This is a genomic window from Novosphingobium sp. HII-3, assembly GCF_002916655.1.
Classification (GTDB): domain Bacteria; phylum Pseudomonadota; class Alphaproteobacteria; order Sphingomonadales; family Sphingomonadaceae; genus Novosphingobium; species Novosphingobium panipatense.
Genome location: NZ_PPSM01000057.1, coordinates 129,177 through 149,150, shown reverse-complemented (window position 1 = coordinate 149,150; position 19,974 = coordinate 129,177). Strand labels below are relative to the sequence as shown.

General features: G+C 65.5%; 17 protein-coding genes, 1 other RNA gene and 2 pseudogenes. 14 read left to right on the top strand and 6 right to left on the bottom strand.

What is annotated here, in order from left to right:
- Position 1: 1 nt before the first annotated feature.
- From C2R25_RS17155 to C2R25_RS21345, 4 genes and pseudogenes are all read right to left on the bottom strand, one after another.
- Positions 2-574: a helix-turn-helix domain-containing protein gene (locus C2R25_RS17155; protein ID WP_103730364.1), complete on the bottom strand. Its 573-nt coding sequence runs from the start codon at positions 572-574 to the stop codon at positions 2-4.
- A 77-nt stretch (positions 575-651) separates the two neighbouring features.
- Positions 652-894, bottom strand: coding sequence for an ABC transporter C-terminal domain-containing protein (locus C2R25_RS21355; protein ID WP_369825719.1), 243 nt, complete (start codon positions 892-894; stop codon positions 652-654).
- Positions 895-1,149: 255 nt separating this feature from the next.
- Positions 1,150-2,016 (bottom strand): annotated as a pseudogene (locus C2R25_RS21350) (ATP-binding cassette domain-containing protein); the annotation flags it as partial.
- Positions 2,002-2,433 (bottom strand): annotated as a pseudogene (locus C2R25_RS21345) (ATP-binding cassette domain-containing protein); the annotation flags it as partial. The pseudogenes C2R25_RS21350 and C2R25_RS21345, both read right to left, overlap by 15 nt.
- A gap of 139 nt (positions 2,434-2,572) precedes the next feature.
- On the opposite strand from C2R25_RS21345, the gene C2R25_RS17145 reads away from it, so the two are divergent.
- From C2R25_RS17145 to C2R25_RS17130, 4 genes are all read left to right on the top strand, one after another.
- Positions 2,573-2,878 carry a PepSY domain-containing protein gene (locus tag C2R25_RS17145; protein WP_103730391.1) on the top strand — a complete coding sequence of 102 codons (306 nt, stop codon included), beginning with the start codon at positions 2,573-2,575 and terminating at the stop codon, positions 2,876-2,878.
- A 91-nt stretch (positions 2,879-2,969) separates the two neighbouring features.
- Positions 2,970-3,647, top strand: coding sequence for a response regulator transcription factor (locus C2R25_RS17140; protein WP_103730362.1), 678 nt, complete (start codon positions 2,970-2,972; stop codon positions 3,645-3,647).
- 61 nt (positions 3,648-3,708) lie between these two features.
- Positions 3,709-5,025, top strand: coding sequence for a HAMP domain-containing sensor histidine kinase (locus tag C2R25_RS17135; RefSeq protein WP_103730390.1), 1,317 nt, complete (start codon positions 3,709-3,711; stop codon positions 5,023-5,025).
- Between the two features lie 85 nt (positions 5,026-5,110).
- On the top strand, positions 5,111-5,314 hold the full coding sequence (locus C2R25_RS17130; RefSeq protein WP_103730361.1) for a hypothetical protein: 204 nt from the start codon (positions 5,111-5,113) through the stop codon (positions 5,312-5,314).
- Positions 5,315-5,386: 72 nt separating this feature from the next.
- Here the strand turns inward: C2R25_RS17130 and C2R25_RS17125 are convergent, their stop codons facing one another.
- The gene (locus C2R25_RS17125; RefSeq protein ID WP_103730360.1) at positions 5,387-5,701 is read right to left on the bottom strand and encodes a chorismate mutase; all 315 of its coding nucleotides are present in this window, start codon (positions 5,699-5,701) and stop codon (positions 5,387-5,389) included.
- A gap of 107 nt (positions 5,702-5,808) precedes the next feature.
- Between C2R25_RS17125 and C2R25_RS17120 the strand changes: the two genes are divergently transcribed.
- Positions 5,809-6,825, top strand: coding sequence for a polyprenyl synthetase family protein (locus tag C2R25_RS17120; RefSeq protein ID WP_103730359.1), 1,017 nt, complete (start codon positions 5,809-5,811; stop codon positions 6,823-6,825).
- A gap of 69 nt (positions 6,826-6,894) precedes the next feature.
- Positions 6,895-7,659: a hypothetical protein gene (locus C2R25_RS17115; protein ID WP_103730358.1), complete on the top strand. Its 765-nt coding sequence runs from the start codon at positions 6,895-6,897 to the stop codon at positions 7,657-7,659.
- Here the strand turns inward: C2R25_RS17115 and C2R25_RS17110 are convergent.
- Positions 7,656-9,602 carry a bifunctional diguanylate cyclase/phosphodiesterase gene (locus C2R25_RS17110; protein WP_103730389.1) on the bottom strand — a complete coding sequence of 649 codons (1,947 nt, stop codon included), beginning with the start codon at positions 9,600-9,602 and terminating at the stop codon, positions 7,656-7,658. The two genes, C2R25_RS17115 and C2R25_RS17110, sit on opposite strands and share 4 nt — an antisense overlap.
- A 164-nt stretch (positions 9,603-9,766) precedes the next feature.
- Between C2R25_RS17110 and hrpB the strand changes: the two genes are divergently transcribed.
- The 8 genes from hrpB to C2R25_RS17070 all read left to right on the top strand — a co-directional run bounded on the left by hrpB (position 9,767) and on the right by C2R25_RS17070 (position 19,891).
- Positions 9,767-12,220, top strand: coding sequence for an ATP-dependent helicase HrpB (gene hrpB / locus C2R25_RS17105; RefSeq protein ID WP_103730357.1), 2,454 nt, complete (start codon positions 9,767-9,769; stop codon positions 12,218-12,220).
- 45 nt (positions 12,221-12,265) lie between these two features.
- The gene (locus C2R25_RS17100; protein WP_103730356.1) at positions 12,266-12,544 is read left to right on the top strand and encodes an ETC complex I subunit; all 279 of its coding nucleotides are present in this window, start codon (positions 12,266-12,268) and stop codon (positions 12,542-12,544) included.
- A gap of 78 nt (positions 12,545-12,622) precedes the next feature.
- An RNA gene (gene ffs / locus C2R25_RS17095) (signal recognition particle sRNA small type) lies at positions 12,623-12,719 on the top strand.
- Between the two features lie 144 nt (positions 12,720-12,863).
- Positions 12,864-14,801, top strand: a complete 1,938-nt coding sequence (locus C2R25_RS17090; protein WP_103730355.1) for a DNA polymerase III subunit gamma/tau — start codon at positions 12,864-12,866, stop codon at positions 14,799-14,801.
- Position 14,802: 1 nt separating this feature from the next.
- Positions 14,803-15,138, top strand: coding sequence for a YbaB/EbfC family nucleoid-associated protein (locus tag C2R25_RS17085; protein ID WP_103730354.1), 336 nt, complete (start codon positions 14,803-14,805; stop codon positions 15,136-15,138).
- 329 nt (positions 15,139-15,467) lie between these two features.
- A complete protein-coding gene (gene lon, locus C2R25_RS17080; protein WP_255400475.1) occupies positions 15,468-17,876 on the top strand; it encodes an endopeptidase La in 2,409 nt (802 codons plus the stop codon).
- Between the two features lie 149 nt (positions 17,877-18,025).
- Positions 18,026-19,051 (top strand): aspartate-semialdehyde dehydrogenase, encoded by a 1,026-nt coding sequence (locus C2R25_RS17075; RefSeq protein WP_103730353.1) that lies wholly within the window; start codon positions 18,026-18,028, stop codon positions 19,049-19,051.
- Between the two features lie 81 nt (positions 19,052-19,132).
- The gene (locus C2R25_RS17070; RefSeq protein ID WP_103730352.1) at positions 19,133-19,891 is read left to right on the top strand and encodes an alpha/beta fold hydrolase; all 759 of its coding nucleotides are present in this window, start codon (positions 19,133-19,135) and stop codon (positions 19,889-19,891) included.
- Positions 19,892-19,974: the final 83 nt, after the last annotated feature.

Here is a 19,974-nt window from a genome sequence, read left to right as displayed (position 1 = left end):
GCTAGAGCTTGCGAACGAGCGTTTCGGCTACCGCCAGCCAGGCGGGTCGATCGACGCTGACGGGGCTTTTCCCGCTGGCGGGCGGAACGAGCACGATCGCGCCCGGACCGCTTTCCGTCAGCCGTCCAAAGGCGAAGCGGCCCGCGGGAAGAGGTACGAGGACATCGCGGTTGAGCAGGTTCGCCGCCGCTTCGGGCGCGTACTGGCGCATCCAGAGCTGATCGCCCGACCGGTACTCTCCCACGGTCGCTTCGACGGAGACCACCAGCCACGGGGCATCGGCCGACAGGGCATTCGGCAGCACGGCGTCCACCGGCTTGCGGAGGGCCTCGGCGCCCCTGTGCCCGAGTGTCGCAACCAGCCGGGCAGGCTCCGCAGCTTCGGAGCGCAGCAACGTCTCAGGCTCGACCTGAAGAGCCGCGGCGATGCGGTTCATCCAAACCAGCGACAGGTTGCGCATCCCGGTTTCCAGCCGGCCGATGGTCTGCGCCGTCGTCGGCGGGTCACACGCCAGGGCCACGTCGGCCAGGGTCATGCCCTTCTGGCGACGGATGTCGCGGATGCGGTTGATCATGTCTGCCCCTGTAACCGATCTGGTTGGCGTGGGTATCGTACAGTCCTGGATTGGAGGCAAGGCCCGCCGCTGTCGGGTCAGCCTTCGACCAGTTCCGCAAGTTCCAGCCAGCGCTCCTCCGCCGCTTCCTTGTCGGATCGGGCCTTGGCTATGGCGTCGGACAAGGAAGCGAACTTCGCCGGATCGCGCGTGTACAGCGCCGGATCGGAGAGCGCGGCTTCGTCACGGATGATAGCAGCTTCCAGCTCCTCGATCTTCTTGGGCAGCAGCTCGTAGTCGCGCTGGTCCTTGTAGGAGAGCTTGGCCTTCCTGGGCGGCATGGGCGGGGGCGGGGCGGCGTCCGCCTTCGCCTTCTTCGCTGCGCCCACCGTCCGCTCGCGGCGCTTGGCTTCCCAGTCGGCATAGCCGCCCGCGATCACGTCGATATGGCCCGACCCGTCAAGGCCGAGGGTGATGTTTACCGTGCGGTCGAGGAAGTCACGGTCGTGGCTGACGATGAGAACGGTGCCGTCGTAATCGGCGATGACCTCCTGCAGAAGGTCGAGCGTCTCGAGATCGAGGTCGTTGGTAGGCTCGTCCAGCACCAACAGGTTGGAGGTGGTGGCGAATTCCCGCGCGAACAGGAGGCGCGAGCGCTCACCGCCGGACAGGGTGCCGACCTTGGCCTCGACAAGGCCGGGGTCGAACAGGAAGTCCTTGAGGTAGCCCTGGATGTGCTTGCGGACACCGCGAACGTCGATCCAGTCTCCGCCTTCGGCCAACACGTCGCGGATGCGCATTTCCGGAGCCATGCGGCTGCGCTGCTGGTCGATAACCGTCGCGTCGAGGGTGTTGGCGAGCGTGACGGTGCCCTCGTCCGGCTGAAGTTCGCCCATAAGGATCTTCAGCAGCGTCGTTTTGCCCGAGCCATTGGCGCCGACGACACCGATGCGGTCGCCACGCTGGACGCGCAGACTGAAGTTCTTGATGACGGTACGGTCGCCGAAGCGCTTCGTCACCTTGTCAGCCACGATGACCGACTTCGTCTTGCTGTCGTCGGCCACCACGGCCAGTTTGGCGGCGCCCTGCGGCCCGACCATGGCCGCACGCTGGGCGCGCATTTCCCAGAGCTTGGCCAGTCGGCCCTGGTTGCGCTTGCGGCGGGCGGTCACGCCACGCTCAAGCCAGTGCGCCTCGATCTTGAGCTTCGCGTCGAGCTTCTGTGCCGCGCGCGCTTCTTCTGCGTAGACCTCCTCTTCCCACGCCTCATAGCCGCCGAAGCCGACATCCTTGCGGCGCAGCGATCCGCGGTCGAGCCAGAGAGTGGCGTTGGTCAGGCGGGTCAGAAACGTGCGGTCATGGCTGATGACCACGAAGGCGCCATTGTACCGCTGCAGCCAGGATTCGAGCCAGTCGATCGCCGCGAGATCGAGGTGGTTGGTCGGCTCGTCGAGCAGGAGCAAGTCCGGCTCGGAGGCGAGGGCCCGGCACAGGGCTGCGCGGCGCCGTTCACCACCAGACGCGCTCTTCGCTTCGCGGGAGAGGTCGATGCCGAGCTGGTCGGCGATGGCTTCCACCTCATGGCGGGCGGGCGCGTCCTCGCCATGAATGGCAAAATCGAGCAGCGTGTCGAAACCGGTGAAGAACGGATCCTGCTCCAGCGTCACCACACGGGTGCCGGGCTGCACGGACCGCTTGCCCTGATCTGCATCCACAAGGCCGGCGATCAGCTTGAGGAGCGTGGTCTTTCCCGCGCCATTGCGCCCGATCAGGGCCAGGCGGTCACGCGGGCCGATGTTGATGTCGAGCCCTTGAAAGAGCCAGCCGTTGCCCTGGATCAGGCCAAGGTTTTCCCAACTGAGAATAGGTGCAAGTGCCATGGGCGCGCCCTACAGGTACGGAAGGGGGAAGGGCAAGCCGCTTGGAAGGCGGCGTGCAGCCCGATGGCGAAGCTTTATACCCGCGTCGTGAAACATTCAGGACTTGTTCAACGCTGTAAGTTTAGGCACCGAAGTCGTGATGAAAACGCTTCCCGTTCTTCTCGCCGCGCTTGCAGCGCTTGGCCCGCTTGCCGCGATTGCTCCGGCACATGCCTCTGCAGGCGGAGAGCAGGGCGAATTGCGCCGCGATCGGCGCGCCGGCACGGTTCTCCCCCCGCGCGAGATTGAAAACCGGGTGCTGCCGCGCATGGCCGGAATGCAGTATCTCGGACCGGAGTACGATCCGGCCGCAATGGCGTACCGGCTCAAGTTCATCCAGAACGGCAAGGTCTATTTCGTCGACGTCGACGCGCGCAGCGGGCGTATCATCGGACAGTCGCGCTGAGAACGCGAAGGGAACCGGCAGGGGTTCCGTTGCTTGACCACTGCAGCCTTTGCGCCCATCTCAACCCCGTTCATGTGAGGAGGACGGTAAATTGCGCATCCTGATCGTCGAGGATGAGCCCACCCTGGGCAACCAGCTCAAGACCACGCTGGAGCAGAACGGCTATGCGGTCGATCTCTCCGCCGATGGCGAGGACGGGCACTTCCTTGGCTCCACCGAGGATTATGACGCTGTCATCCTGGACCTTGGCCTGCCCGAGATTGACGGGCTGACCGTGCTGGGCATGTGGCGCCGCGAAGGGCGGACGTTCCCGGTACTGGTGTTGACCGCGCGGGACAGCTGGTCCGACAAGGTCGCCGGGCTTGACGCCGGCGCTGACGACTACCTCGCAAAGCCCTTCCAGACAGAGGAACTGATCGCCCGCCTGCGCGCGTTGATCCGCCGCGCTTCGGGCAACACCTCGAGCGAGCTGACCGCAGGCCCGGTCCGTCTCGACACGCGTTCGGGCCGCGTCACCCTTGACGGGGAGCCGGTCAAGCTGACGGCGCAGGAATATAAGTTGCTGTCCTACCTGATGCACCACAAGGGCAAGGTGGTCAGCCGTACCGAACTGATCGAGCATATCTACGATCAGGATTTCGACCGCGATTCGAATACGATCGAGGTCTTCGTCACGCGCATCCGCAAGAAGCTGGGTGCCGATGTCATCACGACGATCCGCGGCCTTGGCTACAGTCTCGACGACCCCGCAGAACCCGGCCGCGGCTGAGGCCGCTCCGAACGACACCGCCGCCGGGCGTCCCGCCAGCACGGGATCGCTCGCGCGGCGCATGATGCTGATCGCGGCGGGGTGGGTATCGTTCCTCCTGCTGGCGGGCGGGCTTGCGCTGGACCACACCGTCACCGGCATCGTGACGCGCAACTTCGACGAGCAGCTGGGCTATATGCTGACCGGCATGATCGGCTCGGCGGAGATCGGGCCGGACGGGGAGGTGTTCTTCATCCGCCCTCTTGGCGACCAGCGCTTCCTGGAACCGAATTCCGGTCTCTACTGGCAGATACGCGCCAAGGGACACGAGGATTTCCCGTCCCGCTCCCTGTGGGACCGCAGCCTCGAGGTGTCGGACGATCACTTCGACGCCGAAACTCACGTTTTCGACAGCTTCCAGTTCGAGGGCGAGCCGCTTCGGGTGATGGAGCGTTCGATCATCCTGCCCGGCAGTGAGACCCGGTGGATGTTCACCGTGGCTGCCAGCCGGCGGGACCTTGACGAGCAGATCAAGATGATCCGCTCAATTCTCGTGTACAGTTTCGTCGCGCTTGGCTTCGGGCTCATGCTGATGGCCGGGATGCAGACGTGGTACGGCCTCTTTCCGCTGCGCCACGTCCGCCGCGCAATCCAGAAGCTTCGCACCACCGGCGCCAGCCGGGTCAACGACCCTCTGCCGCGCGAGGTCGAGCCGCTGGTGGATGAGCTGAACGCTCTGCTCGCGCACACGGAACGGCAGGCGGAGGAGGCGCGGACGCATGCGGGCAATCTTGCCCACGCCCTCAAGACACCCCTGACGGTGGTTATGAACGCCGCAACGGCGCAGGCGCCCGACCTTGCCGACACGGTCATCCGCGAAGCGGCGGTGATGCGGCGGCAGGTGGATCACCACCTCGCGCGCGCGCGCGCCGTCGGGCGCCGGGCTGTCGGCCAGTCGCGCGCGGAGGTCTGGCCGAGCCTTGAGGCGGTGCTGCGGGCGGTGGAGCGGCTCTACGAACACACGCGCTTCGATCTTGACGGCAATCACGACGTCACCGTCGCTCTTGAAAAGCAGGATCTGGAAGAGCTGCTGGGTAACCTGATCGAGAACGCGGCCAAGTACGGAGGCGGCAGCGTCTTCGTCACGGTGGATGCGGGGAACGACGAGCGGTTCTGCGAGATCTGGTTCGAGGACGACGGCGTCGGTATTCCCGAGGCTGAACGCACACGCATCTTCGATCGCGGCGCACGCCTCGATACCGGCAAGCCTGGCACCGGGCTCGGGCTGGCGATCGTCCGGGACGTGGTGGAGATCTACGGCGGGACGGTCGAACTGGACGAGAGCGAGGATCTCGGAGGGCTTCTGGTGCGCCTGAAGCTGCCCCGGGTCGCGCGCTGATGCATTTCGGGGGTAACCGGCGCTGCATGGTTGCGGTGTCGGGACGGCGGGCTATCTGCGCCTAATAGCGAAACCAGGAGTAATCATGAGCAAGCCCATCAACGTTCCGCTGACATCGGATGAGATCGAGATGCTGGTCGACGCGCTGGAAGTGGACCTCGAGGGTTACCTCGAATCTGCCAAGGAAGCGCGCGGCAACGGCAATCGCGACGATGTGACGACCTTCACCGAAGCGGCCACCCGCATCCAGACGCTGATGGCCCGCCTTCAGGACATGGTCGAGCAGTAAGATCTGGTCGGGGAGGGGCCGGGGAGGCCCCTTTCTGGCGGGGCTTCGGTGGCTGCCGGCAAACCGGGGCGATCAGGCCCCGGTCTTTGCCCGCTCGTGGTGGCGAATGACTTCGTCGATCACGAAGCGGATGAACTTCTCTCCGAAATCAGGGTCCAGATGTGCGTCCTCCGCCAGTTTGCGCAGGCGTTCGATCTGCCGTTCCTCGCGGCCGGGATCGGAGGCGGGAAGGTTTGTCTTCGCCTTGTATTCCCCCACCGCTTTCGTAATCCGGAACCGTTCGGCCAGGATATGGATCAACGCCGCGTCGATGTTGTCGATGCTGGCGCGAAAACCCGCAAGAACCGGGTCGGCGGCAGTGTTCTGCGAAGGAGAGGGCTGGGTCATGACCGGGGCGCTAGCATGGCTGGGTACCATCTTCCAGTCGGGTCGGGGCACCGCTTGATGGCGTTTGCTCTTGCGTTGCGTTGCGCTTGCCCCCAAAGCGCAGGCCGATGAGTGCAGATGTCGTCCCCCTGCAAACGCGCAGGCAGCAGCCCTCCCTCGCTCCGATGCTGGCGCTTACCGCGCCGGGCATGAACAGCGTCAACGCCGTCATCCTGGACCGGATGCAAAGCGAGATCCCGTTGATCCCCGCTTTGGCCGGCCACCTGATCTCGGGCGGAGGCAAGCGCATGCGCCCGATGCTGATGGTCGCGGCTGCGGAGCTGTGCGGCTACCAGGGCACACGCCACCACAAGCTGGCCGCTGCGGTCGAATTCCTGCACACAGCGACCTTGCTGCACGACGACGTCGTTGACGGGTCCGACATGCGCCGCGGCAAGGCCGCCGCCAACATCGTCTTCGGCAACCCGGCAACCGTGCTCGTCGGCGATTTCCTGTTCACCCGTGCTTTCGAACTCATGGTGGAGGACGGGAGCCTCAAGGTGCTCAAGGTCTTTTCGAAGGCCAGCTCGATCATAGCCGAAGGCGAAGTGGACCAACTCACCGCCCAGCGCCGGATCGAAACGAGCGAGGAGCATTACCTCCAGATCATCGGGTCCAAGACCGCCGCGCTGTTTGCCGCTGCCACCCGCATCTCCGCCATCGTCGCTGAGAAGAGCGAGGCCGAAGAACTGGCGCTTGACGCCTACGGGCGCAACCTGGGTATCGCATTCCAACTGGTCGATGACGCCATCGATTACGATTCTGAGGTGGGCGAATCCGGCAAGGACAAGGGCGACGACTTCCGCGAGGGCAAGATGACCCTGCCGGTCATTCTAGCCTATGCGCGCGGGACGGCCGAGGAGCGCAAGTTCTGGGAGGAAGCGATCGCGGGGTTCCGTACAGAGGACGAGGATCTCGCTCACGCCGTCGAACTCATCAACAGGCACGGCTGCGTCGAGGCGACGCGCGATCGGGCGCGCCTCTATGCGCAGCGGGCAATCGATTCCATCGCAGGCTTCCCGGCAGGTGAAGCGCGCTCTGCCATGGCCGAAGCCGTCGAATTCGCGGTTTCGCGCCGGTACTGACAGCGCCGCGAAAGCCTGAGGCCAAGCTCTGATTGCGGCCGGGGCGTGGCTGACTTATGGAGGCGTCCCATGCCATTCTTCGCCGCACGGGACGCCATCGGGTATCAGCCCGGATCGCCTCGCCAACGTCTTGTGTCCTCGCTGCTGTCAGCGGCGATCCTGGTGATCGCACTGCTGATCGCGATCTACCAGACGGCAGTGGCACCTCAGATCAGGAAGGCGCGCAACCCGGTCACCTTCAACATCGAGGGGGACGATGCGGACAGCGGCGCGAAGGCGCCTGAGCGGGCGGCGAAGGCCAAGGCGGTCGAGCAGAAGCAGCCTCGGCAGAACGACGTCCGCGAGGAAGCGCCGCTCCCGCCGGTCGAGCGGCCCGTGCCCCAGCCGGAAAAGCCGGCGCTCAGCTTCCTCAAGCTCTCTCGCGCGGAGATGGCCGCGTCCGATATCGGGGGCATGAAGCGCTCCGGCAGCGGTGACGCGCAGCTGGCGAAAGGCGGCGGCGGCTCGACGTACGGTCCGGGTGAAGGTCCGGGCGGCGCGGTGCTTCACAATGCGGACTGGTTCAGGGAGCCGACGAACGCCGAACTCGCTGGATACCTCCCCGCCAAGGCGCCTCAACGGGGTTGGGGGGCCATCGCCTGCCAGACGATAGAGCGCAATCGCGTGGAGAACTGCCAGATACTGGGCGAATCCCCTCGGGGGTCCGGGTTTGGCCGTGCCGTGCTCGATGCCGCGTGGCAGTTTCGCGTGATCCCCCCACGGGTCAACGGCAGGCCACAGGTGGGAGAGTGGGTGCGCATCCGGATCGATTACGGCGCGGCGCGGGACACCTAGACAGAGGCGGTCCCTCCGCTCCTGACCAGTCGCCGGGGCGACGGGGCGGGCTGGGCGATGCGGTCCAGCACGTCATCCAGCGGCATGGGCCGCGCGATGAAGTAACCCTGCGCCATCGTGAAGCCGGCGACGCGGGCACTCACAAGCTGGTTTTCGGTCTCGATGCCCTCGATCACGCAGTCGAGCGAAAGCGCCCGCGCGAGGTGGCGGATTGCCGTGTTGAGCTTGCGCCCCTCCGCTTCGTCCAGACGCGCGGCGAAGCTGCGATCTATCTTCACGATATCCAGCGGAAGCTGGTGCAGCGCCGAAAGGCTCGAGTAACCTGTGCCGAAATCGTCGAGCGCGATCCGCATTCCGGTGCCGCGAAGGCGCTCGACCGCGAGACTGGCGGCCTTGAACTCGGAGATGAGGGAAGACTCGGTTATTTCGATGAGGACGCGCTGCGGGTCGCATCCGGCAACATCGATGCGGTGCAGCAGGGCGTCGATGGTGGCCTGGTTGCAGATGTCGTGGCCGGCAAGGTTGAACGAGAGCCGGAGCGGTGCCGGCAGACGGCCGAGAGCCTCCAGAGCCTTCTCGAACAGCATGACCGTCACTTCCCGGGCACGGCCGACGCGCTCGGCAGAGGCGATCAGCAACTCGGGAGTCACCGCGCCCAGTGTCGGCGAGTGCCAGCGAGCCAGGCTCTCCACGCCGATCATTTCGAGGTTTTGGGTTTCGACGATCGGCTGGAAGACGAGGGACAGTTCCTGTTTGAGGTCCGCACCCTGCAACGCCGCATCGAGCGCCTGTTCGGTTTTGACCAGCCTCTCCAGTTCCTGCGAGAAGAGGACGCACTGCCCGCGCTTGTGATTCTTCGCATGATAGAGGGCGAAGTCCGCCCGGTCGAAGAGCAGGTTGGCGGTGGTGCCGATAGTGGGATAGACGGCGAGGCCCGCGGAACACCCCACTGCCACCACGGTGTCCCCGACGCTCGCCGGTTCACAGATCGCCCGGCACAACTCGGTCGCGATGCGCGAGGTCGCCTCCGCTCCGCCGATTGTGATCAGGCCGAACTCGTCGCCGCCGAGCCGCGCGATGATCGTGTCGGAGGAACTGGCCGCCTGCATGCGCGCGCCGAGCACCTGGAGGAGCCGGTCCCCATGGGCATGCCCGTGAGTGTCATTGATGGGCTTGAAGCGGTCGAGGTCGATTAGGCCAACGCCAAATTCGGTCGCGGGTCCGGCGCTTTCGAGAAGGCGCTCGAGGGTCGCAAAGAAGAACCGGCGATTGGGCATGCCCGTCAGGGCGTCGGTCTGGGCGAGGCGGGCGTTCTCTTCGCCCAAAGCCTGGGCCTGGCGGCGTTCGGCTTGAAGCGCGCGCTGCGAGGCTTCGAGGTTTACGAATGACCCGTACGAATCGCGCAGAACCTTAAGGATGCCAATCGCGACCAAGGCTATGTTGATCGCGATGGCTATCAGCACCTCTCCGCCGATTACGACGGCATAGATGAAGAACGTGCCCAGTGTCGTGACGCAGACGGCAACGGCGGCACGCGGCAGGAAGGACAGGCAGAAGACGCACCCCATCAGCGTTGCCGTCACGAACACGGCGACATGACCGTGCTGGTAAGGCCCGCCGAACCGATCGAGCCCCAAGGCCCAGGCGACGAACGTGATGCCGAGCACCACGGCCAGGGCGTGCGTGCGGCGAAGGCGATGACGGGCGACCGCAGGATCGAAGTCAGCGTCGTTCAGTGGCCGGATCCAGGCCACCATGCGCATGAGGCAAACGCAGATGAGCATCGCAGGTACCACATAGACCAGCCACGCCGGCGCAAGGTTCCTGTGTGTAAAGGCCAGTATAGCGGCGTTGACGCAGAGCAGGCCGTAAAGTGGCGGAATGTGTTCCTTGAGGCGCAGATACTGCGCGACACTCAACGGGTGTTGGCCAGTAGCGGGCATAGTTACGATCTGCTTCTTGTGGAGGCCCACGGCCCTTCTTTACACGGGTGTGCCGATCAAGAGTTTAAGAATGGTGCATGCCACAGTCACATTGAAGGGTGTGAAGTAGTGAACACAGCAAAGGGGCGATTTCGTCTGTCGCGCGATTGTTCTAAAGGCGCCGGGTGAGCACGCTTCCCATACATGCCGTTCTGCCTGACCTGCTGGCCGCCCTGCGAACCGATACCGGCGCGGTGCTGATCGCTCCCCCCGGTGCCGGCAAGACGACCGCGCTTGCCCCGGCGTTGCTCGCCGAAGACTGGTGCACGGGCACGGTCATCCTCCTGTCCCCCCGCCGCGTCGCTGCCCGCGCCGCCGCGGAGCGCATGGCCGAGCAGCTTGGAGAGGCCGCGGGCGAGACGATCGGCTACATCACCCGCCTGGATGCCAAACGGTCTGCACGGACCCGCGTGCTGGTCATGACCGAAGCGATCTTCGTCTCCACCATTCTTGCCGATCCGGAACTGCCAGGCGTCTCGGCGGTGCTGTTCGACGAGGCGCATGAGCGGCATCTCGACAGCGATCTCGGGCTTGCCCTGGCCGTCGAAAGCCGGAGTGTACTGCGCGATGATCTGCGGATCGTCGTCATGTCCGCAACGATCGACGGATCCCGTTTTGCCCGTCTGCTGGGGGAGGGGGCGCCCGTCGTCGAAAGTGCCGGCAAGGCATGGCCCCTTGCCGTCCGCTGGTTGGGTCATGCTCCCGAAAGACGGATCGAGGAGGCGATGGCCTCCGCGCTGCTCACGGCCTGGCGGGAGCAGGAGGGCGACGTGCTGGCCTTTCTTCCCGGCGTCCGCGAAATCGAGCGCGTTGCCGAAAGCCTTGCGCAGAAGCTTCCTTCCGCGCTTGTACTTCCGCTGCACGGGCAGTGCGAACCGGCGGCGCAGCGGGCTGCGATCCGGCGTGATCCGGAGGGGCGTCGGCGGATAGTGCTCGCGACCGCGATAGCGGAGACCTCGCTCACGCTCGACGGCGTCTCCATCGTGGTGGATGCCGGGCTTTCGCGCCGGGCGGAGTTCGACAAGGCCGCGGGCGTCACACGCCTCGTGACGCATCGCGCAAGCCGCGCATCGGCGGCGCAGCGGGCCGGTCGTGCGGCCCGGCAAGGACCGGGCACGGCATACCGCCTCTGGGAGGAGGCGGCCCACGCGGGGCGTCCCGAATTCGACCCGCCGGAGATGCTCACGAGCGACCTTGCTCCGCTCACGCTGACGCTTGCGCAATGGGGCACAGCGGACCCGGCGGCGATGGCCTGGCTCGACCCGCCGCCCGGTCCCGCCCTCGAAGCCGCGCGCAAGGGGCTCCTGTCGCTGGGCGCACTGGACGGCGAGGGACGTATCACCGCCTTCGGCCGCAAGGTGGCCTCGCTGCCGATGGACCCCGCCCAGGCGGCGATGATCCTGCGCTCCAGTGAACTGGGAGCGGCAGAGGAAGCCGCGCGGCTTGCCCTGCTCCTGCAGGAGCGCGGACTTGGCGGGCGGAGCGATGACCTTGCCCAGCGCCTGTCGCGCTGGAGTGGCGATCGGTCGGCCCGGGCACAGGCGTCACGCAAGCTCGCGGCCGGCTGGGCGCGGCGCGCGCAGGCTCTGGCGCCGGCCGGGGCGGGAGCGCAGGCCGTACCGACCGGGATACTCCTCGCTCTGGGCCGTCCGGACATGGTCGCCCGACGTCGCGACTCCTCGGGGGAGACGTGGTTGAGCGCGGGCGGGCGAGGCTACGTGCTTGACCCCGCCTCTCCGCTGGCGGCGCGGGAATGGATGGTCATTGGCGATGCGCAGGGCCAAGCGAAAGGGGCTCGTATCCTGTCCGGCCTTTCGCTGGAGCCGGCGGAGGTGGAAAGCTGGCTTGGCGACGCCATCGCACGGCGCACGGTTCTGCGCTGGAACGATGCCGAGGGCCGCGTGGAGGCCCGTCTGGAGCGGCGGCTGGGATCGATCACGCTGGCGAGCGGGCCCGACCCGGCGCCCGATCCGGACGGCATCCGCGCCTTTCTCATCGAACGTGTCCGCCAGAAAGGCCTGAGCGTCGTCCCTATTGGAAAGGGCGCACAAGGCTTGCTGCGCCGCGCGCGCTACGCGGGAATCGAGGCGCTATCGGAGGAAGCGCTGCTTGCCGATCTGGAGGAGTGGCTGGGGCCAATCCTCGGGCGCCGGCTCGATGCGCTCGACCCGGGAGCCGTGTCGCAGGCGCTGCGCAACCGCCTCACCTGGGATGACCAGCAGGCGCTGGAGCGGCTGGCGCCGGCGGAGTTCCGCAGCCCTGCCGGAACCACTCATCCCATTGACTACGAGGACGAGGGTGGCCCGTCTGTGGAAGTGCGCGTCCAGGCGCTGTTCGGGCTGGATCGTCATCCCGGCTTCGGCCAGCCTGCACAGCCACTTCTGCTCAAGCTGACGTCACCTGCTGGTCGCCCCATCCAGACCACGCGCGACCTGCCGGGCTTTTGGCGCGGTTCGTGGCGGGACGTTCAGCGGGACATGAAAGGACGATACCCGCGGCACCGGTGGCCGGACGAGCCCTGGGCCGAGGACCCGTCCCTAAAGACGCGCAATGCCTTCGAAGCGAGCCGCAGCCGGTGATTCGCGCTTGATTTCGGCGGTGATTCGGGGGCAAAGCCCTTTCTCATGAGCGCACGTATCTATCAACGCCCGAAGAACGCCATGCAGTCCGGCAAGGCGCTTCTTGACCAGTGGATCCTCGAATTTGCTCCGGCCGAGGCGAAGAAGGCCGACCCGCTGATGGGCTGGGCCGGTTCGGGTGACACGCAGCAGCAGGTCGTCCTGCGCTTTCCCAGCGTGGAAGAAGCCAAAACCTACGCCGAGCGTCACGGTATCGACGCGGAGATTCATCACACCCCGCCGCGCCGCCTCAAGATCCAGGCCTACGCCGACAACTTCCGCTAAGGGACAGGGACTCCCGGGTGCTGTCCGGTTTGTTGCCCCGGGGGGTGGACAAACCGGATCGGCGTCGCCATAGGGCGCATCGGGAGTCGGACGGGCGCTTGCGCTCGCCAACCTGGTCAGGTCCGGAAGGAAGCAGCCACAACGGGTTGCGGCGGGTCGTTCGGCTCCTTCATCATCACATTGCCGGTATCGAAAGCGGCTGCTCGCCCTAGGTAAGGGCGCTGCATCGCTGCGGTTTGCGCCGCGGACGAGGTCAAGGCTGTGGAACATGGCGCTTCCCTCCTGACATCGGGGCGAGCAGTCCCTAGTTTGGGTGACGATGGACGACTCACGCGACATGTTCGGCGACACGCCTCCCTGGGACGAGGATGACTTGGCGGGGGAGAGGGAAGACGCCGCTCCGCGTGCTGCCGAACTCGAAGCGGCCGGGCAGCAGTCGATGTTCGGCGATGCCGAACCGGTGAGTGCCGGGCCCGCATCTCCTGAGCCCGCACCCCCGGGGTCCGTGACGTCGCCTGCCGCTCCGGCAACCGAGCCCCCGCCCACCGCGACCGAAATGCCTGCCGCGAACGGGAAGGTGAACTCTCCGGCCGCAGCGAAAGCGCCTCCGGAAAACCAGCCCAGCCCGGCGCAGCCTTATCGCGTGCTGGCGCGCAAGTATCGCCCGCAGACTTTCGCCGAACTGATCGGGCAGGAGGCGATGGTCCAGACGCTCGCCAACGCGATCAAGCGGGATCGGCTTGCCCACGCCTTCCTGATGACCGGCGTGCGCGGCGTCGGCAAGACCTCGACCGCGCGTCTTATTGCCAAGGCGCTCAACTGCATCGGGCCGGATGGGCAGGGCGGTCCCACCATCGATCCCTGCGGCGCGTGCGAGCCCTGCACGGCCATTGCCGAGGGCCGGCACATCGACGTCATCGAAATGGACGCGGCAAGCCATACCGGCGTCGACGACGTTCGCGAAATCATTGAGGCGGTACGCTATTCAGCCGTTTCCGCGCGCTACAAGATCTACATCATCGACGAAGTTCACATGCTCTCGCGCAACGCCTTCAATGCGTTGCTCAAGACGCTGGAGGAGCCGCCGGCGCACGTGAAGTTTCTCTTCGCGACGACCGAAGTGGACAAGCTTCCCGTCACGGTGCTGTCGCGCTGCCAGCGTTTCGACCTGCGTCGAATCCCGGCCCCCATGCTGGCCGGGCATTTCGCTCACGTCTGCCAAATGGAAAGCGTCGAGGCGGAGGACGAGGCGCTGTCGATGGTGGCGGCGGCAGCGGAAGGCTCTGTTCGTGACGGCCTTTCGATCCTCGACCAGGCGATCGCGCACGCCGATCTCGACGGCGAAGGGCGTGTCCGCGCCGAAAAGGTGCGCGACATGCTCGGGCTTTCCGACAAAAGCGTGCAGAGGAAGCTCATCGCCGCCGTCCTCGAGGGCAAGGGGGGCGATCTCCTCGACCTCGTCGCCCGGCAGTTCGCGCTGGGTGTCGAACCCATCGCGCTCATGCGCGGGGTGATGGATCTTACCCATCGTATCACACTCGCGCAGGTGAGCGGAGCCGCAGAGGCCCATTCGGCCGAGGAACGCGAAGCGATCGAGGGTTGGGCGAAATCGCTTCGCCCAGGACAGCTTCATCGCTTGTGGCAGTTGCTGCTGAAGGGCTTCGACGAAGTGAAGTCGGCCCCCGATCCGCTGGTGGCCGCGCAGATGGCCTTGCTTCGCATCATGCACGCCTCGGACATGCCGGACCCTGGTTCCCTCGTGCGCAAGCTCGAGGAGATCGCGGCCCGCGCTCCCGCTCCTGCGGCCATGCCGGCTGAAGGCGGCGCGCCGGCAACCGCTGGAGCCGCCGCCGCCGGGTCTGCGGCCGTAGCGCCGCGCTGGGAAGCCCTCGTCGACGACGTGGAGTATGCCGGAGAAATGTCGGCGGCCAATACCATGCGGATGCAGGTCCGCGTGGTGGAACTGGCGCCGGGGCTCCTGCGCTACACGCAGCCTGCGGGCTTCAACGAAGATATCGTCGGAGTGGTGCGCAACGGCCTCCAGGCGGCCACCGGAGAGCGCTGGCAAGTGGAGCGCGTGTCCGCCGAAGGCGCGCCCACTCTGGTGGAGATAGCGGAAGTGAAGAAGGCGGCCGATGCCGAGGCGCTGCGGACGTCGCCGCTGGTCGAAGCCGCTCTGGCCGCCTTTCCGGGCGCCGAACTGATTGAGGATGATCGCCAGGTCGCTATCGGCGGCGGTCGTAGTTGGAGACGTTGAGATGAAGTCCATGGAAGAGATGATCAAGGCGGCGCAGCAGGCGGCCGAGACCATCCAGAAGCAGATGACCGAAACCCAGGGCAAGCTCGACCAGATCGAGGTGGAAGGGCTTTCGGGCGGCGGCCTGGTCAAGATCCGCTGTTCGGCCAAGGGGCGGGTCATCGGCGTTTCGATCGATGATAGCCTGATGGTTCCCGGCGAGAAGCCGATCCTGGAGGACCTTGTCGCTGCCGCTTACAACGATGCGCGCGTGAAGGCCGACTCCGTAGCCAACGAGGAGATGGCCAAGGCGCAGCAGGGCATGGGCCTGCCGCCGGGCTTCAAGATGCCTTTCTGATCGCTGAGGGCTGGACTGTGATGCGACGAGCCCGCCCGGCATTGTCCGGGTCGGGCTTGTTCGTACCGGCGATGCCGGTTGTCGGGCTCGGCGTACGCTGCGGAGCCGGAGACGAGCGGGGTCCCGCGGGATGGAGGCAAGTACAGGAAAACGGACCGTATTTCCCAGTTGGGAGAATGCCTTCCGTAAAGGCACTGCAGAAATACCTGCAGCGGGCGCACCGGTTTCCACCTCCTTTCGGCTAGAAGAGATTGCAAGGCTGCTCAAACACCCCATATCCTGCCCGAAGAGCCGGGGGAGGCTTCAAGCAGTCCCCTGTGCGTGATGAACTGGATACCGCTTTGAACCTGCTTCCGCTTCTGCCGCTGCGTGACATCGTCGTTTTTCCGGGCATGGTCGTGCCCCTCTTTGTCGGTCGTGAAAAATCGGTCGCCGCGCTTGAAGCCGCGATGGCGGGCGACAAGGACATCTTCCTGCTGGCGCAGCTTGATCCCGGTTGCGACGATCCCGATCGGGATGACCTGTACGATACGGGTGTGATTGCCAGTGTCCTGCAACTGCTGAAGCTTCCTGACGGCACCGTCCGCGTGCTTGTCGAAGGGCAGGACCGCGCCCGGCTCGAAACGCTGCGCCCGGAACAGACCGAAGACGGCGAAATGCTGGTGGCCGGCGTCGAGCCGATCGAGCCGGCCGAAGCAGAGGGCACCGAAGTCGCGGCGATGATGCGCACAGTCGTCGACCAGTTCAACGAATACGCCAAGCTCAACAAGAAGCTGAGCCAGGACGCGGGCGAACAGCTGGGCGACATCGAGGATGCGGCGAAGCTGGCCGATACTGTCGCCGCGCAGCTTTCGGCCAAGGTGTCCGACAAGCAGGCGGTCCTCTCCGAGACGGACCCGCTCAAGCGCCTGGAAATGGTCTACTCGTTCATGGAGGGCGAACTCGGTGTCCTGCAGGTAGAGCGCAAGATTCGCGGCCGCGTAAAGCGCCAGATGGAAAAGACCCAGCGCGAGTATTACCTCAACGAGCAGCTCAAGGCGATCCAGTCCGAGCTGGGTGGCGGCGAGGGCGACGAGGCCAACGAGCTTCAGGAACTGGCCGAACGCATCGAGAAGACCAAGCTCTCCAAGGAAGCCAAGGAAAAGGCGACGACCGAGCTGAAGAAGCTCAAGTCGATGCAGCCGATGAGCGCCGAGGCGACGGTCATCCGCAACTACCTCGACGTGCTGCTCGGCCTACCCTGGGGCAAGAAGAGCAAGCTGAAGCGCGACATTTCCGAAGCGCAGACGATTCTGGACGCCGATCACTACGCGCTCGACAAGGTCAAGGACCGCATCGTCGAGTATCTGGCCGTGCAGGCGCGAACCAACAAGCTGAAGGGGCCGATCCTGTGCCTCGTCGGCCCTCCGGGCGTCGGCAAGACCTCGCTGGGCAAGTCGATCGCCAAGGCGACGGGCCGCGAGTTCATCCGGCAGTCGCTGGGCGGCGTGCGCGACGAGGCCGAGATTCGCGGTCACCGCCGCACCTACATCGGCTCGCTGCCGGGCAAGATCGTGACGAACCTGCGCAAGGCGGGCAAGTCCAACCCGCTGTTCCTGCTCGACGAGATCGACAAGCTGGGCCAGGACTTCCGCGGCGATCCGGCGTCGGCGCTGCTCGAAGTGCTGGACCCCGAACAGAACGCAAAGTTCCAGGACCACTATCTGGAACTCGACATCGATCTGTCGGACGTGATGTTCGTCTGCACCGCGAACAGCCTGAACCTGCCGCAGCCGCTGCTGGACCGCATGGAGATCATCCGCCTCGAAGGTTACACCGAGGACGAGAAGGTCGAGATTGCCGAACGCCACCTGATCCGCAAACAGGTTGAGGCGCACGGACTGAAGGCCAGCGAGTTCACGCTTACGGAAGCGGGCCTGCGCGATCTCATCCGCTACTACACCCGGGAAGCCGGCGTACGGACCCTTGAACGCGAAATCGCGCGCCTGGCCCGCAAGTCGCTGCGCCAGATCCTCGAGGGTAAGGCTACGCAGGTCACGATCACGCCGGAGAATCTGGCGGAGTTCGCCGGTGTGCGCAAGTTCCGCCACGGCGTGGGCGAAGAAGAGCACCAGGTCGGCGCCGTAACTGGCCTCGCGTGGACGGAGGTGGGCGGTGAACTGCTCACCATCGAAAGCGTCACCGTTCCCGGCAAGGGCAACATCAAGGCGACCGGCAAGCTGGGCGACGTCATGAACGAGTCCATCCAGACCGCGTTCAGCTTCGTGCGCGCCCGGGCTCCGGCCTATGGCATCAAGCCCAGCGTGTTTCACAAGAAGGACATCCACATCCACCTGCCTGAAGGCGCGGTGCCCAAGGATGGTCCTTCGGCGGGAATCGGCATGGTCACTTCGATCGTCTCCACGCTGACCGGCAATGCCGTCCGCAAGGACGTGGCGATGACGGGTGAAGTGACCCTGCGCGGCCGCGTCCTGCCGATCGGTGGCCTGAAGGAGAAGCTTCTGGCGGCGCTCCGTGGCGGCATCACCACGGTCCTGATCCCCGAAGAGAACCGCAAGGATCTCGCTGAGATACCGGACAATGTGAAGCAGGGTCTGGAGATCATTCCCGTCGCGCACGTGGACGAGGTTCTCGCCAAGGCGCTGACGGAACCGCTCACCGCGATCGAGTGGACCGAAGCGGACGAACTTGCCGCGGCGCCGGCTCACGCCCATTCGCCGGCTGCGACTGCACACTGACCGGCTGGCGGGCCTTCTCCTGCAAGGAGAAGGCCCGCCCCCGGGACGAAGCTCCGGGATCCGGGTTCTTGCCCGGACCGGGGGAGCGGGATAGCACCCTCGCATAATCTTGCCCGTCGCTTCAGGGCGCGTTTTCAAAGGAATTGATCATGGGTTACCGGGTTGTCGTCGTCGGCGCGACGGGAAATGTCGGGCGCGAAATGCTCAACATCCTAGCTGAGCGGGAATTTCCGGCCGATGAGATTGCCGCTGTCGCGTCCTCGCGCTCGGTCGGCTCGGAAGTCGAGTATGGGGAAACCGGCCGCATGCTCAAGGTCAAGAACCTCGAGCATTTCGACTTCACCGGCTGGGACATGGCTCTTTTCGCCGCCGGATCCGCCGCGACCAAGGTCTATGCTCCGAAAGCCGCAGCGCAGGGTTGCGTGGTGATCGACAACTCTTCGCTTTATCGCATGGACCCGGACGTGCCGCTGGTGGTGCCGGAAGTGAACCCGGAAGCGATTGACGGATACACCGTGCGCAACATCATCGCCAATCCCAACTGCTCCACCGCGCAGATGGTCGTCGCGTTGAAGCCGTTGCACGACAAGGCGCGGATCAAGCGTGTCGTTGTCGCCACGTACCAGTCGGTTTCAGGCGCGGGCAAGGGCGGCATGGACGAACTGTTCGAGCAGAGCCGTGCCATCTTCGTGGGCGATCAGGTGGAGCCGCGCAAGTTCAGCAAGCAGATCGCGTTCAACGTGATCCCGCACATCGACGTCTTCCTCGACGACGGTTCCACCAAGGAAGAGTGGAAGATGGTGGTCGAGACGAAAAAGATCCTCGACCCCAAGATCAAGGTCCAGGCCACTTGCGTGCGGGTGCCGGTGTTCGTCGGCCACTCCGAAGCGCTTAACGTCGAGTTCGAGGAGGAGATCAGCGCCGAGGAGGCGCAGGAAATCCTGCGCGAGGCTCCGGGCGTGATGCTGATCGACAAGCGGGAGGACGGTGGTTACGTCACCCCGGTCGAGGCGGTGGGCGATGGTGCGACGTATGTCAGCCGCGTGCGGGAAGACTCCACCGTGGAGAATGGTCTCGCGCTGTGGTGCGTGTCGGACAACCTTCGCAAGGGCGCGGCGCTCAATGCGGTGCAGATTGCCGAGTTGCTCGGGCGCCGGCACCTCCAGAAGGGTTGAGTGCTCGCGGCGTACAGTCCGCTGCGGGCCGCCGCCTTTTGCCTTCTTCGTTTCCGATGACGCCGCGCAAGTGAGTTTTCCGTGACAGACATCCAGACCACCTTCGTTGAGGGTTTCGGCGGCGCGAAGCTCGCCGTGCACAGAACGGGCGACGTGGGTGGGCGGCCGTTGTTGCTCCTCCATGGCCTGTTCTCAAGCGCGCAGGTGAACTGGATCAAGTTCGGCAACGCCGCCATTCTCGCCGGCGCCGGCTTCGACGTGATCATGCCTGACCTGCGGGCACATGGGGAGAGCGACGCCCCGCACGATCCTGCGGCCTACCCGTCCGATGTCCTTGTGCGCGACCTTCAGGTGGTCGTCGCTGAGTTGGGCCTTTCCAGTTATGACCTCGGCGGGTTCTCACTGGGGGCGCGAACGGCCGTTCGCGGAGTGCTGGCCGGTCTGACGCCGCGCAGGCTCGTCCTGGGCGGCATGGGGCTTACCGGCCTGTCGGGCTGGGCGAGGCGCAGTGCTCACTTCGTGGATGCCATCGACCGGTTCGGCACCATCGAGCGTGGCGACAAGGCGTTCGTCGCGCAGGCGTTCATGAAGTCCATGAAGATCGACCGGGTTGCCGCGCGGCTCCTCCTCGGGTCCGTCGACGACACGAAGCAGGAGGCCCTGGCGCAGATCGGCATGCCCACGCTCTGTGTCTGCGGTGCCGACGACCAGGACAACGGTTCCGCACCCGAACTGGCCGCAGCGCTTCCTTCGGGCACTTATGCCCAGGTGCCCGGAAACCATATGTCGTCGGTCACCTTCAAGGACTTCGGCCGGGCAATCGCGAACTTTCTCGAATAAGTGTTTGGGAAACCGGCTCGCCCGGTTGATCGGCACGGACGAGAAGCTAGTCTGCGGCCATCACGAAGTCGAGAAGGTCCCCA

Coding starts and splice junctions, on each gene's coding strand:
- C2R25_RS17120 (WP_103730359.1), top strand. CDS start 5,809: ATGAGTGCAGATGTCGTCCCCCTGCAAACGCGCAGGCAGCAGCCCTCC.
- C2R25_RS21355 (WP_369825719.1), bottom strand. CDS start 894: ATGCCGCCCAGGAAGGCCAAGCTCTCCTACAAGGACCAGCGCGACTAC.
- C2R25_RS17110 (WP_103730389.1), bottom strand. CDS start 9,602: ATGCCCGCTACTGGCCAACACCCGTTGAGTGTCGCGCAGTATCTGCGC.
- C2R25_RS17135 (WP_103730390.1), top strand. CDS start 3,709: ATGATGCTGATCGCGGCGGGGTGGGTATCGTTCCTCCTGCTGGCGGGC.
- C2R25_RS17090 (WP_103730355.1), top strand. CDS start 12,864: ATGGACGACTCACGCGACATGTTCGGCGACACGCCTCCCTGGGACGAG.
- C2R25_RS17145 (WP_103730391.1), top strand. CDS start 2,573: ATGAAAACGCTTCCCGTTCTTCTCGCCGCGCTTGCAGCGCTTGGCCCG.
- C2R25_RS17075 (WP_103730353.1), top strand. CDS start 18,026: ATGGGTTACCGGGTTGTCGTCGTCGGCGCGACGGGAAATGTCGGGCGC.
- C2R25_RS17125 (WP_103730360.1), bottom strand. CDS start 5,701: ATGACCCAGCCCTCTCCTTCGCAGAACACTGCCGCCGACCCGGTTCTT.
- C2R25_RS17115 (WP_103730358.1), top strand. CDS start 6,895: ATGCCATTCTTCGCCGCACGGGACGCCATCGGGTATCAGCCCGGATCG.
- C2R25_RS17155 (WP_103730364.1), bottom strand. CDS start 574: ATGATCAACCGCATCCGCGACATCCGTCGCCAGAAGGGCATGACCCTG.
- C2R25_RS17085 (WP_103730354.1), top strand. CDS start 14,803: ATGAAGTCCATGGAAGAGATGATCAAGGCGGCGCAGCAGGCGGCCGAG.
- C2R25_RS17100 (WP_103730356.1), top strand. CDS start 12,266: ATGAGCGCACGTATCTATCAACGCCCGAAGAACGCCATGCAGTCCGGC.
- C2R25_RS17130 (WP_103730361.1), top strand. CDS start 5,111: ATGAGCAAGCCCATCAACGTTCCGCTGACATCGGATGAGATCGAGATG.